At 58.6% G+C, this 14,731-nt stretch carries 10 protein-coding genes; 1 reads left to right on the top strand and 9 read right to left on the bottom strand.

Translation table 11 applies throughout. The features are described 5' to 3' along the window. Positions 1–288 precede the first annotated feature (288 nt). The 9 genes from tssC to BFV67_RS12905 all read right to left on the bottom strand — a co-directional run bounded on the left by tssC (position 289) and on the right by BFV67_RS12905 (position 11,426). Positions 289–1,788, bottom strand: coding sequence for a type VI secretion system contractile sheath large subunit (gene tssC / locus BFV67_RS12865; protein WP_069598470.1), 1,500 nt, complete (start codon positions 1,786–1,788; stop codon positions 289–291). Positions 1,789–1,791: 3 nt separating this feature from the next. After that, positions 1,792–2,316 carry a type VI secretion system contractile sheath small subunit gene (tssB, locus tag BFV67_RS12870; protein WP_069598955.1) on the bottom strand — a complete coding sequence of 175 codons (525 nt, stop codon included), beginning with the start codon at positions 2,314–2,316 and terminating at the stop codon, positions 1,792–1,794. A 75-nt stretch (positions 2,317–2,391) separates the two neighbouring features. Next, positions 2,392–3,408, bottom strand: coding sequence for a type VI secretion system protein TssA (gene tssA / locus BFV67_RS12875; RefSeq protein ID WP_023325475.1), 1,017 nt, complete (start codon positions 3,406–3,408; stop codon positions 2,392–2,394). Positions 3,409–3,419: 11 nt separating this feature from the next. Continuing rightward, positions 3,420–4,136 carry a type VI secretion system-associated protein TagF gene (gene tagF / locus BFV67_RS12880; RefSeq protein ID WP_008502646.1) on the bottom strand — a complete coding sequence of 239 codons (717 nt, stop codon included), beginning with the start codon at positions 4,134–4,136 and terminating at the stop codon, positions 3,420–3,422. A gap of 16 nt (positions 4,137–4,152) precedes the next feature. Beyond that, on the bottom strand, positions 4,153–7,773 hold the full coding sequence (tssM, locus tag BFV67_RS12885; RefSeq protein ID WP_069598471.1) for a type VI secretion system membrane subunit TssM: 3,621 nt from the start codon (positions 7,771–7,773) through the stop codon (positions 4,153–4,155). A gap of 3 nt (positions 7,774–7,776) precedes the next feature. Beyond that, positions 7,777–9,015 (bottom strand): DotU family type VI secretion system protein, encoded by a 1,239-nt coding sequence (locus BFV67_RS12890; RefSeq protein ID WP_008502648.1) that lies wholly within the window; start codon positions 9,013–9,015, stop codon positions 7,777–7,779. A 17-nt stretch (positions 9,016–9,032) separates the two neighbouring features. Further along, entirely contained in the window at positions 9,033–10,376 is a 1,344-nt protein-coding gene (gene tssK, locus BFV67_RS12895; RefSeq protein WP_021240388.1) for a type VI secretion system baseplate subunit TssK, read from the bottom strand. A gap of 28 nt (positions 10,377–10,404) precedes the next feature. Further along, positions 10,405–10,908, bottom strand: a complete 504-nt coding sequence (tssJ, locus tag BFV67_RS12900; protein ID WP_023344389.1) for a type VI secretion system lipoprotein TssJ — start codon at positions 10,906–10,908, stop codon at positions 10,405–10,407. A gap of 23 nt (positions 10,909–10,931) precedes the next feature. Further along, the gene (locus tag BFV67_RS12905) at positions 10,932–11,426 is read right to left on the bottom strand and encodes a hypothetical protein (protein WP_039266581.1); all 495 of its coding nucleotides are present in this window, start codon (positions 11,424–11,426) and stop codon (positions 10,932–10,934) included. A 1,004-nt stretch (positions 11,427–12,430) separates the two neighbouring features. On the opposite strand from BFV67_RS12905, the gene BFV67_RS12910 reads away from it, so the two are divergent. Next, the gene (locus tag BFV67_RS12910) at positions 12,431–14,719 is read left to right on the top strand and encodes an FdhF/YdeP family oxidoreductase (protein ID WP_069598472.1); all 2,289 of its coding nucleotides are present in this window, start codon (positions 12,431–12,433) and stop codon (positions 14,717–14,719) included. Positions 14,720–14,731: the final 12 nt, after the last annotated feature.

Genomic DNA, 14,731 nt, shown 5'->3' on the forward strand with positions numbered 1-14,731 from the left:
TAATTTTTCTCTTTCCGTTTTTCTGCGACAACGTATATCCCTATCGCTAATGCATTAAGTCCAGCGCATAGAAATGCATGCATTGCGATTCGCGGGAAATCTGCCGGCCAGTCAAAGATAAACAAATAGTAGCCAGATACCGTCACAAACAGCATGAATGAAATTATTAGCAATGTATAAATGGCTAAATAGCTGATGAATTTTCGTATTAACGCTGTCAGAGTCAAATTCATTAGCTATCTCATATTCACCGAAATGTAGCCGGCCCTCCAGGGCCGGCACTCATCATCACGCGTCTTTCGTCTTCAGCGACGGCAGTTTAGATACCAGGCGCAGAGAAACGGTCAGACCTTCCAGCTGGTAGTGCGGACGCAGGAAGAACTTCGCGGCGTAGTAGCCCGGGTTGTCCTCAATCTCCTGCACCTGCACTTCCGCAGCCGCCAGCGGTTTACGGGACTTGGTCTCCTGGGAGGAGTTTGCCGGGTCACCGTCGACGTAGTTCATGACCCAGTCGTTCAGCCAGCGCTCCATCTCTTCGCGCTCGCGGAAGGAGCCGATTTTGTCGCGCACGATGCACTTCAGGTAGTGGGCAAAACGGCAGCAGGCGAACAGGTACGGCAGACGAGAAGCCAGACGCGCGTTGGCGGTGGCATCCGGGTCGTGGTACTCGGCCGGTTTTTGCAGGGACTGCGCGCCGATGAAGGCAGCAAAGTCGGAGTTTTTGCGGTGAACCAGCGGCATAAAGCCGTTTTTCGCCAGCTCGGCTTCACGACGATCGCTGATGGCGATCTCGGTTGGGCACTTCATGTCCACGCCGCCGTCATCGCTCGGGAAGGTGTGGCACGGCAGGTTTTCCACCGCCCCGCCGGACTCCACGCCGCGAATTGAGGTGCACCAGCCGTACTCTTTGAAGGAGCGGTTGATGTTGGCGGCCATCGCGTACGCGGCGTTCGCCCAGGCGTAGCTGTTGTGGTTCGCGCCGTCGGTCTGCTCTTCAAAGTCAAAGCTGTCCACCGGGTTGGTGCGAATGCCGTACGGCAGGCGCGACAGGAAGCGCGGCATCACCAGGCCCAGATAGCGGGCATCTTCGGATTCACGCAGTGAACGCCAGGCGGCGTATTCGGTGTTCTGGAAGATCTTGGTCAGGTCGCGCGGGTTGGCCAGCTCCTGCCAGGACTCCATCTGCATCACGCCCGGTGCGGTACCGGTAATGAACGGACAGTGCGCCGCAGAACCGATGCGCGCAATTTCCCCCAGCAGCTCAACGTCCTGCGGGCTGTGGTCGAAGTAGTAGTCGCCGACGATGCAGCCAAACGGCTCGCCGCCGAACTGACCGTACTCCTGCTCGTAGATCTTCTTGAAGATCGGGCTCTGGTCCCAGCCCACGCCCTTGTAGCGCTTCAGGGTGCGGCCCAGCTCCTGCTTGGAGATGCTCATAAAGCGGATCTTCAGCATCTCGTCGGTTTCAGTGTTGTTCACCAGGTAGCTCAGACCGCGCCAGGCGCTTTCCAGCTTCTGAAACTCTTCGTGGTGAATGATCTGGTTCACCTGCTGTGACAGCTGTTCGTCGATACCGGCAATCAGGTTCTGAATGGTGCGGTAGGTATCGTTCGAGAAGGTGACGGTATTTTCCAGCGCCTGCTGCGCCAGGGTTTTGACCGCGCTTTCGACGGCGGAACGCGCCTGGTCGGTTTTCGGGCGGAACTCTTTGTTCAGCAGCGCGCTGAATTCATCCTGGCTGAACGCCTGACCCGCCTGCTGCTCGTGTTGTTGAGTCTGGTTGCTCATCGATTATTCCTCGCTACCTTTCGCGCTTTCGTCATTTTTCGGCAACTGGCTCAGGGATTTGAGCAGCGTCGGATCCTGCAGAATTTTTGCGATCAGCTCTTCCGCACCGTTTTTGCCGTCCATATAGGTCAGCAGGTTGGAGAGCTGGGTGCGCGCTTCCAGCAGCTTGTTCAGCGGCTCAACCTTGCGGGCCACCGCGTCCGGCAGGAAATCGTCCATGCTGTCGAAGGTCAGATCCACGTTGAGCTTACCTTCGCCCGTCAGGGTGTTGTCCACCTGGAACGCCACGCGCGGCTTCAGCGCCTTCATGCGTTCGTCAAAGTTGTCGATGTCAATTTCGAGGAATTTACGCTCGTCGACGGCCGGCAGGTTTTCCACCGGTTTGCCGACCAGATCGGCCAAAACGCCCATCACAAACGGCAGCTGAATTTTACGTTCTGCACCGTAGATCTCTACGTCATACTCGATCTGCACGCGGGGGGCACGGTTACGTGCGATGAATTTCTGCCCACTGTTACTCATTGCCATGATGTTCTCCATCAAAGATGCGCGGTGAAGGTGAAACGCCAGGCTCCATGCCTGACGTCATAATGCCTGGACGCGCTATTCGCGGCGCCCAAAGATGTTTTCCAGTTGGTTAACGCCGTCTGGCGCCAGGTCGCGAATAATGTCCATAAAGTTAAGTTCTGACAGCCGCTGCACCCGTTCAATCATCAGCGGTGCGGGGTGGCTCGGTTCGTACTGCGCAAAATACTGCTTCGCTTTTTCCAGCATCAGCTGGGCGTCGGCGCGGCTGGTGACCTGCACGCTGCGCCAGTCGGTCACCGGCTGAACGGGCTGCGTTGCCGTCGGCTGCTGCTCAGTCTGGGGTTCAGCCTGCGCATCACGGTTCGGCAGCAGCTTGCTGATGTCGGTCACCTGACAGGCGCTGGCCACCAGCCCCACGGTTTTCAGCAGCTGTTCCATCTCCGGTACGCCGCTTTCACCGAGATGCCCGATGAGCAGCTCGCGAATGGCCAGCAGACGTTCGTTAATGACGATGACCGCGGCGGTCCCCGGCTGGTCGCCGCGAGCCAGCTCGTCAATCAGCCGCGGGCGCCCGCCGGGATAGTCCGGGCATTCGGTTTTACTGCCGTCCAGCAGCGCCTGGGCATCCCGCAGCGAAATTTCATCGCCGTTTGAACGCAGCAGCGAGGCGTTGCGTACCGCGACCGTCAGGTCGGATTTATCACTCAGCCCGGCGAGAGCGTTGATGCGGTAGAACGGGTCGGTTTCACCGTACTCTTCGAGCAGCGGATAGAGCGGCTCCCAGTAGCGGGCGATCGCCTCCTGCACCAGCAGCAATCCGTCCGCGTAGCCCGCCAGCCCGCGACGGCGGGTCCAGGCATGGGTTAACGCCAGCAGGACGCGAAGATCTTTGGTGCGGGTCAGCAGGCTGGTGGCGTATTTTTCGACCGTGTTCCAGTCAGCAGGCTCCGCCGGGATGATGGTGTCGCCAAACTGCTGTTCCGCTTTCCCAAGGCTTGCCTGGTTCATCGCCTGGAAGTCAGCGTCGTACTCCAGGTTTTCGCCGCAGGGGTTGTCGGGGCTTATGGGCGCGAGAAATTCTTCGATATTCATGAGATCCCTGCTTATTCAAACATAGGCGGATAGAGACCGTGACGGCCCGGACGGGCGCCCCCTGCCGGATCGAACAGCAGGGTGAAAAGCTGCCCGGTAAAGTTACCGCTGTGCACGTGGGTGTAGAGCGGGTATCCGTCGCAGCGGTTGGTCCACCAGTAGCTGGTCTGACGCAGCGGGTCAAAGCACTCTGCCGCCTGAGGCCAGCCCAGCGTGCTCTGGCCGTCCTCGTCGTAGCCAATCACATCCAGGATGTCGGAGCGCTTTTGCGGCTCGACCGGCTGCGGCGCCGGAATGGACATCAGCATCTCGTCGAGCTGCGAGGCGGAAAAACTGTTGCGCACCGCGTGCAGCCCCAGGCGTCCAATCTGCTGATACCAGCTTTCGGCCTGGCTGAGCAGGCTGGTCGACCACTCTGACGGGGCGAAGCTCAGCTGAATGCAAACCGGGTATTGTCGGCCGACGCTGTCGCGCCCGGGCAGCAGACAGCCCATCTGGATCATCTGGCTGCCCAGCATGGGCGGTACCACAAAATTCCAGACGGGTGCTTTCTGAAACGGGCGCTCGCCGCTGCGCTGCTCTTCCTGCTGCCAGGCCAGCAGACCGACCTGGAACCAGTGCGACCACTGGCGCTGTAAGGTGTCAGGAAAGCGGCGCTGCAAAAAATCTCCGGCGCTGGGTAACTTGCCATACCAGCTGTAGCGGTTCATCGCAGGGGTATTCGTCATACGGCTGTCCTTGCGGTTATGGGCATGAGAAACGGGGAAGCTGGAACGGGTTGCGAATGCTGTTTGGCGCAAACTCCAGCGTGACCTGATGTCCGTCGACGTTGAAGGTGGCCTGACGGCTGAGGCTACCCGCCCCCGGGCTGGTGCTCGCTTTATCAAAGAAGCGGTTCAGCGCCCAGGAACCGTTGGTCACCAGCGTCGCCGTGCTGCCGTTCGCCAGACCCAGCTGCATGCGGACCTGGTTGGTGCCGCCCGGCCCCGGCCAGTTCATGATCTGCACCGCCTGCGGCCCGTGGCTGTAGCGCAGCAGCTGACCGTCCACGTCCAGGGTCAGGTTCAGAATGGTGTTATCCATTCGCACGGTGCGAACCGTCACCTTGAAGGACGGCGTGGTTGCGCCGTTAGCAAAGAAGGCGTCGCGAATCGACTGGGCCTGCTGGAACGGTCTCAGCAGCCCTTCGCTTCCCGGCAGCGTTTTCCCGTCGATGCCCGGCATAAAGCGCCAGTTGGCCTGGGTGGTGTCCACTTTGCTGGTCAGGTTATCGCGAAAGAAGGTATCCATCAGCCCGGTCCCCGGCGCAAACATGCGCGCGAGATCGTCAGGGGTGACCTCGGTGCTGGCGCTGCGCACCAGCGGGTAGCGACCGGCAATCGCCTGACGGCAGAACCCGCCCACCTCAACGTTAATGCGCTTACGCACGTTTTCCAGGTCACGGCGCTGGGTGTCGCTGCTGGCGCCCACCGCCATGTTGCTGAACATGGTTTGCAGCCCGCCCGGCAGACGACCGGCGCTGGCCTGCAGGCGGCTGATCGCCTCCCCGCCCGGCGCCGGCATACCGCTGTTGGCCGCGTCCTGAACCGCGGTCAGGTAGCGATACAGCTCATCCACCTGCTTGAGAAAATCGTCAAACACGATGGTCTTCCCGCCCTTCTCCAGCGGCTGGGCCAGCTCAATCATCGGCGCGTAATGGTCGGTCACCAGCTGCTCCGGCGCCTGGGTAACCGCGGCGGCCTGCGTTGGCGCATTGTCATTATTGCTGAACAGCGCTTCCAGCGTGCGGGTGGCGCGGCTGCTTTGCGCCTGCGCTTTACCCGCATCTTCCGGCGCTGGCGTATCGCGGGAGAGCGTGAGGACCTGGCTCAGATTCTGCACCAGGCGGCGCAGCGGCGAGTTGGCGCCGGAAAGCAGGCGCGCGGTGTTGATGCGCTGGGAAAGGTCGGTGCTGTTATTCAGCTGAATGTCAGCGAGAAAGCGATCCCAGTTAGCGATAAAGTCGCGCATATAGAGCTGGCGCACGGCGTTATCGATCTGCTGTTTATCATCCTGCGCCGTGGCGGCCCCCAGCACCCAGGCATCGTCCTCGTGCAGGGCGGTGGTAACGCTGTCAATCTGGCCGTTAAAGCTTTTCCAGTAGCCGTCCGGCGTATAGAGCCCCGGCACGCCTTCGCTCACCGGCTTGCCGCTTTTGCGGGAAAATACCAGCTCGCTCTGCGGTCCGCCCAGGTCGGAAAGGGAGACCGGCTTCAGGTTGTCGTCATGTTCCAGCAGGCGCTTCAGGCGGCCGTAGACGCGGGTTGAAAGCGGCTGCTGGCCGATCATCGCTCTTTCGCGCGCCACCAGGGACTCGTCCTGCGCGTACGGCGAGGCCTGAATTTTCGGCTCCAGCAGCTGCGTCAGGTGCCATTCAAGCTGCTGCAGCTGTGCCTTCGTGACGTTCTGCGGCAGGTTACGCTGCAGGTTGAGCATTACCCACGAATGCAGGAATTTGCCGTCGTAGTGCTTCGGCTGATAGAGCATCTGATAGGCTTTCAGCGCCTCGTAGCTGTATTCCACATCGCTGCCGTTATCGTTGCGAAGCCAGGTGGTGATGTGCATGGCGACGGCAGGGAGCAGCATCTGATCCAGCGCTTTCTGATACAGGGACTGAGAGGCGTCGCTGACGTCATCCCCGCGATAAAGCCCCATACGGCGGGAGACCGGCGGATCGTTCACGTCAAACGCGTCGCTTTTCGGCAGATCCACCAGGCTATTCAGCAGCGGCAGCAGTTCGAACAGGTCACGCTGGGTCTGGTTCTGTAAGGCCTTGCTCTGCTGGTCGAGCAGCGGAACTTTCGCATCCACCTCTTCCAGGTAGGCCTTGTTTTTGGCATAGCTGGTGAGCCACAGACCGCCGAGGATCACCAGCAGGGCCAGCAGCGCTGCGTAGCCGGACCAGATCACCGCCCGGTTGCGCAGCTCCCACCAGCGGTTTTCGCCCGCGATCCCGGCTTCCTGGAAGATCACGTTTTGCAGCAGGTTCTTGATGAAGAAACTCTGGCCTTTTGCGCCCGGGATTGGCGATTCTTTGCTGACCGAATCCCAGTTATCCCGCTCTGCCCCTTCCGGCAGCGACAGCGCGCGGTTCAGTTCGCCCATCACGCGGTCGAACGGCATGCCTTCCTGCGTCCCGCTGGCGAAGTAGATCCCGCGCGGAGAGAACTCGGTTTCGAAGTTCGAGCGGGCGAAGACCGTGCTCAGGTAATCCGCCAGCAGCGGACGCAGCGCGGCGAACTCCTGCGGGAAAAGATACGCTTCGGCGCGGGTCTTCGCGTCATGCTCTTTGAGCATGGTTTCCGGCAGCCCGGCGTCGAGGCGCTGCTGCAGCAGAGAAAACTCCTGCTGGAAGTTGCCCATCAGGTCGTAATCGGCGTGTTTGGTTTGTTCCCACGGCAGCGTGAAGCCCCAGATCTGGTCGCGCTGCGCTTTATCGTAGTCGGCAAACCAGGCGCGGAAGCCTTTAAGCAGGTCGGCCTTGGTCACCATCACGTAGACCGGGAAGCGAATCCCCAGCTGTTCATGCAGCTCGGACAGACGCTGGCGCAGGTTCACCGCCTGCTGGCGGGACGCCTCGGCTGACTGGGTGAGCAGGTCAGAAATGCTGATGGTGACGATCACACCGTTGATCGGCTGGCGGCGGCGATACTTGCGCAGTAACCCCATGAACTGCAGCCATTCCCCGGCGTCCTGCACCTGCTCGCTCTCCTGGGTGGTATAGCGACCCGCGGTGTCCAGCAGCACGGCCTCGTTGGTAAACCACCAGTCGCAGTTACGCGTGCCGCCAATGCCGCGCAGGGCGGTCTTACCGAAGCGGTCGGCCAGCGGGAACTGCAGCCCGGAGTTGACCAGCGCCGTGGTTTTACCGGAACCCGGCGCGCCGATAATGACGTACCACGGCAGCTGATAGAGATATTGCGTGCTGAAGCGCTGCGTCCACTGAGCGCCCTGCCCCGCCTTGCTGAAGTGCGCTTTTTTCAGCATCTGCGCGGCTTCATCAAAACGGCTGGCGAGGATCTGCTCCTCGTTGTTCAGTCGCTTCTGCGGATCCGCCGCTTCCGGGCTGGTGGTGTTCTCATTGAGCTTGTCCATCAGCTTGCGGTTCAGCCAGGCGTTATAAAGACGCGGCAAAATGTGGCCCTGCGCCCACAGCAGATAGACCACGGCGATACTGATGATGCGGTTCTGTTCAGATTCAAGCGGCCGGGTGTCCACGATGGACAACAGCGGGCCAATCATCCAGATCACCGCCGCCAGCGCCGTGACGCCGAGGAAGCTCCACAGAATGCGGTTAGTCAGTATGGAAAGAAGAGTCGTCAGCATTCCTTAGTTTCCTTGCGGCAATCCGTTCAGCTCGGCCTGGGTATTTTCAGGCGACACCAGCAGAGTAATTTCCACACGGCGGTTACGGGCGCGGTTTTCAGGCGTCGTGTTCGGCGCCACCGGGTTAATCTCGCCCCGCCCTTCCGCTTTCACGCGGCCAGGCTGAGAGAGGCTTCCCTGCAGCATTTTCTGTACCGAGCGGGCGCGTTCCAGAGAGAGTTCATAGTTAGAGGCAAAGCGCGCGCTGCGGATCGGCACGTTGTCGCTGTAGCCCACCACCAGAATTTTGCCGCTCACGTTATTCATTGCCTGCGCGATGCGGTGGATGACCGGTTCATAGCGGTCGCGCACGACGGTCGAGGCAGAGGCAAACAGCCCGTCGCCTTTCAGGATAACCACGCTGCGATCCGCTTCGTCTTTCACCGCGACGAGGCCAGCCTCGATCTCCGGTTTCAGGAAGCCGCGCAGGTTCAGCACTGCCGGAAGCTGACGCGCCGGTTGCTGAATAGTGGTTTCCGGCAGCTGGGACTGGTAAATCTTCGCCAGCACCGGGTTGGTGCTGTCGCCAAGACGCCAGTTGAGCACGATATAAAACAGACAGGCGATAAACCCGGCCAGCGCCACGCAGGCCCAGAGAGGAACCATCGGCCGCCAGAGCTTGCGCAGCACCGGGCGATCTTCCGGATGGGGAGAAAGCGGCGCCGGATAGCTGCCGCGCACGCCGCGGATCATCTGCCACAGTCGCTGCTTGATGGTCTCAAGCTGGGTGCGGCCATTGTCCAGCACCCGATAGCGTCCTTCGAAGCCGAGCAGCAGGCAGTAGTTGATCATCTCCAGCAGCAGAATGTGCTCGCGCGGGTTTTGCGACAGGCGCGCCAGCAGCTGGAAGAACTTCTCGCCGCCCCAGGTTTCGTTATGGAACGTCACCAGCAGGCCGTTGCTTGACCAGACCCCGCTGCTGCCCCAGGGGGTGAGCGCGGCGGCTTCATCAAGCGCCGTACAGAGGCAGTAGCGTGCCCCGACGATCACTTCGTAGGGCAGCCCCGCCTGCTGACAGCGGACTTCGAAACGGCGAATTTCATCGATCAGGCGCTGGCGTAACGCCACCTGATCGTCGTGCGATACCGAATGACGGATCTGCGGAATCGCATTGAGCAGCGGATTGGCGGCCGCCACCAGCTGATTGTTGCTACTGGCCCCGGTGAACGCGGCATCGCTGCCGGTATCCTGTCGTTCCTGCATATTAAGCGCTCGCTTTATTATTCTGTCGGGCTACGGATGGCCCAAAACTCCATATCCAGCCCCGGGAACTCCCCCGCAAGGTGCAGGGCGAATGCGCCGGACTTATCCATCTCGTGCCACAGCTCGCTGCCCTTTTCGAGCTCAAAGTAGCTGTAGCCGGCATGCCACGGGATCTGCGGCGGTGCAACCGGCATGGCGCGCAGCATAATGCCCGGCAGCTGAAGCTGAACCAGATCGCGGATTTTCGACACCGGTGCGACCTTCATCTGCGCCGGGAAATGGGTTTGCAGGTGTTCGCCCGGCACGTTGGCTTTGACCGCCAGCACGAAGCCGAACTCACGCACCATGCTGGTTTCAGGCACCGTGGCGATGTTGAGGCCGTGAGAGCGCTCGTTAAGCGGCAGCTGGATAGCGTGGTCTTCCATCACCAGCGACAGCCCCTGACGCAGCATCAGCATCAGCTTGCTGAAGCAGTTCGCCAGATCGTCATGATCGTAAATCGGCAGCACGCTTTCGGCGGTACGCTGCGACGTCCAGGTGGCGAGCTCGGTGGCAAACGGCAGCCAGCTGCGCCAGAGGGTTTCCGGATGCAGCAGCGGGAGGGTTTTTAAATGAGACACCTCGCCCAGATGACGGTTAACCAGCGACAGCAGCGTAAACTCGATCATTTCAGAGGTGTTAAAGCGGCCGGGCTGGCGCAAACGGCCGCCAATCTGCTGGCTGCGCTGCACCAGTAAGCCGTGCAGATCGTTGATCATGCTGTAGATCTGCGGGCTGTTATTGGCATTGAGCATCGGCGGGATGTAGCTGTTGTCGAGCCGCACGTGGTTGTCATTACGCTTCTCGGTCACAAACGCCACGCCGATGGCGGTCCACTCCGCCGTGAGGTCTTTTTCGAGCATCAGGGTCAGACGCAGGCGGCCAAACTGGACGGTAGCATCCCCCACCGACATGGCGTTATCGTCCTCCACCTCCTGCTCGAACGCGATAAAGCGCGCCAGCGAGGATGGCTCTTCGCTGAAAATCACCTCTTCTCTCTCGCCACGACGAACCGGCAGTGCGAGCACCACCTTTTCGTTGGTGAGATTGTCAGGAATTTTCAGCGGTACAGGACCGTTGCGCCCGTTGCGCACCTGGAAAAAGGTGCCGTCCGGCAGCAGCCCACTGCAGTAGCTCAGGGCAATGCATCCCTGACGAAGCATCGCTTCATCCAGTTCAACGTCGAGAAAGCCCCAGAGATACGATCGCTGCAGCGCGCCCCATTCACGAACATGGTTGAGCAGATAGCTTTCAGTCCGCTGAAAATGGTGTGGACGCAGGAACATGCCTTCGGTCCAGACGACCTTTTCTGCTTTCGTCATGATGATGTGTTTCCTGTTTAGAAGCGCGTTACTGGCTGATGACCCGAATGCCGTTCACGTCGAGAAAAACGTTGGCCTGAAGTTCATCGGCGGACCATTTCCAGAACTGGTAGATATGATTTTCGCCAGGCACGGGCAGAGGGAGTGAAACGCGCCATTTTTTGCCATCCAGCACCTGGTACTCCGCCATCACGCCGATGTAGCGAGCCTCCGGCGAGCTTTGCCCGCTGAGAGTTTTTGACAGCTGTCCCGGCATCAGGAAGAACACATCGCTGTTCAGCAGATTCGCGCCAAGCGTGGCTGACGCGTTGTTCTGCAGGGAGTAGAAGTCGCTGGACATGAAATCCGCATCGGATTTCAGCAACAGCACCCGAACCTTAAGCGGCGCAGATTCATTGATTTGTGGATGAGCCTGAAACTGCAGATTGTAGCGGGAGGGGTCGCTGTGTGAAGACGACGAACAACCACCGATCAGCGCGAAAATCATCGCGTAAAAGAATAACCACAGCCTATGAAAATTTTTATTATTCATAAAAATGCGCTCATGAAAGCCGTTTAGTTCAGGATCCAGGTACCGTTAGCGCTGTCTTTGCAGGCTTTGCTGTTGCCGTCGACATCGACACAGGTCGCTTTTTTACGCGTCTTATGGCGAATGGCCTGTTTACGCACGGCGGCATCGTACTGGTCGGCCTTGATAACGGCGCGCATCGGAACGTAACCAATCAGCTGCTCGTTGCCTTCATCGGCAAGCGCCATCCAGTAGTGTTCAACCTGACCCAGCACCACGTACGTTTTTCCGGTATCAAGAGTGCGGATAACTTTACCGCCGAAGTCAGGACGGCTCATCAGAGAGGCTGGATACATGGCACGATACGGCTCGTTAACCGGCGTGAACTCCGTCGGCGGCGTCACAGCGTGACGGTGGGTTAAGGTGACGCCGTTGACCTGGCTGGTCTCGATCGTATCGTCGTTGATCACAGGTTTCTGCGGTGCTTTACAGCCCGCCACCGCCATTACAAACAGAAGTGAAAACAGTACGCGCATTTTCATATGCTTTTCCGTAGCGATATTTCGATGATGGAGATAAGGGGATGAAGTTTGACTTAAGTGCTATTGTTAAAATAGCCAGGATATTTTCGGGGCGTTACTACTTTAAGGGCATAGCTACCGCACGAGCCTTTCAGAATAAGGCCCAGTGTCTTCCTGACATATTTTGACAAACGGTAAACAAGTTTACATGAGCTTCGTATCAATTCAATATTTACCGCCGCGTAACTGTTGGTAAATGAAGCAGTCGGAAAATTATAGGATTAATCCTATGATAAAAAACGATATGGCCCATCCTTTCTTATTTCTCTACCACAAAACCACATAACACCATGTTTTATAGACTAAAAAACACAAAAGAGAACCACTTTCATTAACGCAATCACGTTATTATCGCCACTACCATAATTAGTAGAATTCGCGTTTTTTTGATGTCAAAGGAATACATCTCTGATGAATTATTTGTTGCACTAACAGGGTATCTTTAATATTGAAGACGCTTCATCGCCTGGGTGAGAATATTTCACTTATGCAGCAAGATGTTAATTTCATGCCGCAAAAAAAGCGTATATTTTCGGCCGTAATAATTCCACTGTCAGGTATACCTTATATCTATTATTCATTAAGCGTGAGTAAACCTTCCTGCCATTCTCTCAATTGAAAAATGCCTCCAGCAGCCCACCAGCCGCGAATCGCGGCGATATCTCCAGCACATCAGCTTCATTCGAAGTTTTACTGCCGCTACATACTTTCCTGCTCACCGCCATCTATCTCACCTACCGGACGATAGATAAGATTTATTATTAAAATGATAAATATTCGTTATAATTTCTTTAAATATTTAAACACCAGACCAGATAAATTACTGTAATAAAAAGAGTTTGCGTTAAGGCATTTTCCCGTTCCGTATGTGCGTTACCATCCGGCCGTCATTGCTTTCACCTATTGCTCTCGTCAGTGATTTTTTGAGCTCAGGCGTTGTGTGATCGAACAAATCAGGAGTGGGTATGAACAAGAAAAGACGCTCGGTGCCGGGCATCAGACATTATGACGGCCCTGCCGGCGGCTGGGGCGCATTGAAAGCGACGGCGATTGCGGTACGCACCCAAATGGATACCTTTGACGCCCCCGCGACGCTGCTGCGCACCAACCAGCCTGACGGCTTTGACTGCCCGGGCTGCGCGTGGCCTGATAAAGAACACAAATCGACGTTCCAGTTCTGCGAGAACGGCGCCAAAGCGGTGACCTGGGAAGCGACCAGCAAACGCGTCACCCCCGCGTTTCTGACCGCAAACAGCGTCTCCTCGCTGCTGGCAAAATCGGACTTTGAGCTGGAAGGCTACGGTCGACTCACGCACCCCCTGCGCTATGATCGGGCGAGTGACACCTTCCGCCCCGTCGACTGGGACGCGGCGTTTCAACGCATCGGCGAAGTACTGCGCGGGCTCGAGCCGGACCAGGTCGAGTTCTATACCTCCGGACGCGCCTCTAACGAAGCGGCGTATCTGTTCCAGCTGTTCGCCCGCGAATACGGCACCAACAACTTCCCCGACTGCTCAAATATGTGTCACGAGGCCACCAGCGTCGGTTTGCCCCGTTCGATTGGCATCGGGAAAGGGACCGTCTCGCTGGACGACTTCGACAAGACGGAGCTGGTGATCTCCATCGGCCATAACCCCGGTACGAACCATCCGCGAATGATGGGGACCCTCCATGAGCTGGCCCGTCGCAACGTGCCGATTATCGTCTTTAACCCGCTGCGCGAGCGCGCACTGGAACGTTTTGCGGACCCGCAAAGCGTGATTGAAATGGCGACCTACGGCTCCACGGATATCGCTTCGACCTATTTCCAGGTGAAGGCCGGAGGCGATGCCGCCGCGCTGAAAGGGATTGCCAAACACCTGCTGGAAATGGAGGCCGAACGCGGGGACGTGCTCGATCGCGCGTTTATTGCCGAACATACTCAGGGCTTTGAGGACTTTGCCGCCGATATCGCGCAAACCCGCTGGGACGACATTGAGCGCGAGTCAGGTCTCAGCCAGGCGGCGCTCAAAAAGGTGGCAGAGGCGTATGCGAAATCGAATGCCACCATCATTACCTACGGGATGGGCATTACCCAGCATAATAAAGGGACGGCCAACGTCCGCCTGATTGCGGACCTGCTGCTGATGCGCGGGAATATCGGCAAGCCCGGCGCGGGAATATGCCCGCTGCGCGGCCACTCAAACGTGCAAGGGAACCGTACCGTCGGGATTAGCGAGAAACCCACGCCGGCCTTCCTGAACCGTCTGAAGGAGGTTTTCGGCTTTGAGCCACCGTCTCACCACGGCCATGACGCGGTGCAGGCCACCCAGGCGATGATCGACGGCCGCGCGAAGGCGCTCATCTGCCTCGGCGGTAATTTTGCGGTGGCGATGCCCGATCATGAACGCGGCTTTCCGGCGATGGGATCCCTGGATTTGAGCGTCCACGTCGGCACCAAGCTCAACCGTACCCATCTGCTGGTGGGCAAAGAGACCTTTATTTTCCCATGTCTTGGCCGTACCGAGCTGGATGTTCAGGCCACCGGCCGCCAGTCCATTACCGTTGAAGACTCGATGTCGATGGTGCATGCCTCATCCGGCAAGCTCAAACCCGCCTCCCCGTTGCTTCGGTCAGAACCCGCTATCGTCGCGGGCATGGCGAAAGCCACCCTGCCGGATACCCGCGTGGACTGGATGACGCTGGTTGAGGATTACGACCGCATCCGCGATCTGATCGAGCAGACCATTCCGGGGTTTGAGAACTATAACGCGCGGATCCGCGTTCCCGGCGGCTTCCGTATGCCGCTGCCGCCAACGCAACGTCTCTGGCCAACGGCGACGGGAAAAGCGATGTTCTCGGTCTTCGACGGCGTACACGAGAACGCCAGCGGTGAAGGTGAGCACTTCCTGCGCCTGATCACGCTGCGCAGCCACGACCAGTACAACACCACCATTTACGCGCTGGATGACCGCTACCGCGGCGTGTTTGGCCGCCGCGACGTGCTGTTTATGAACGAAGAGGATATGGCGCAGTCAGGGCTGGAGCACGGCGACCGCGTGGATATCGAAACCGCCCTGCCCGGCAACGGACAGCGTCTGGAAGACATTACCGTGGTGGCGTACAGCATCGCGCCGGGGACCGTCGGGGCCTATTATCCGGAGGCCAACGTGCTGGTCCCGCTTGATTATCTGGATAAGGACAGCGGTACGCCGTCGTATAAATCCGTTCCGGTTCGCATCACCCTGCGCTCAAAAGAGATCCGCATGCTGTAAGCCGATCGCGCA

The organism is Enterobacter roggenkampii (genome assembly GCF_001729805.1).
Lineage (GTDB): Bacteria > Pseudomonadota > Gammaproteobacteria > Enterobacterales > Enterobacteriaceae > Enterobacter > Enterobacter roggenkampii.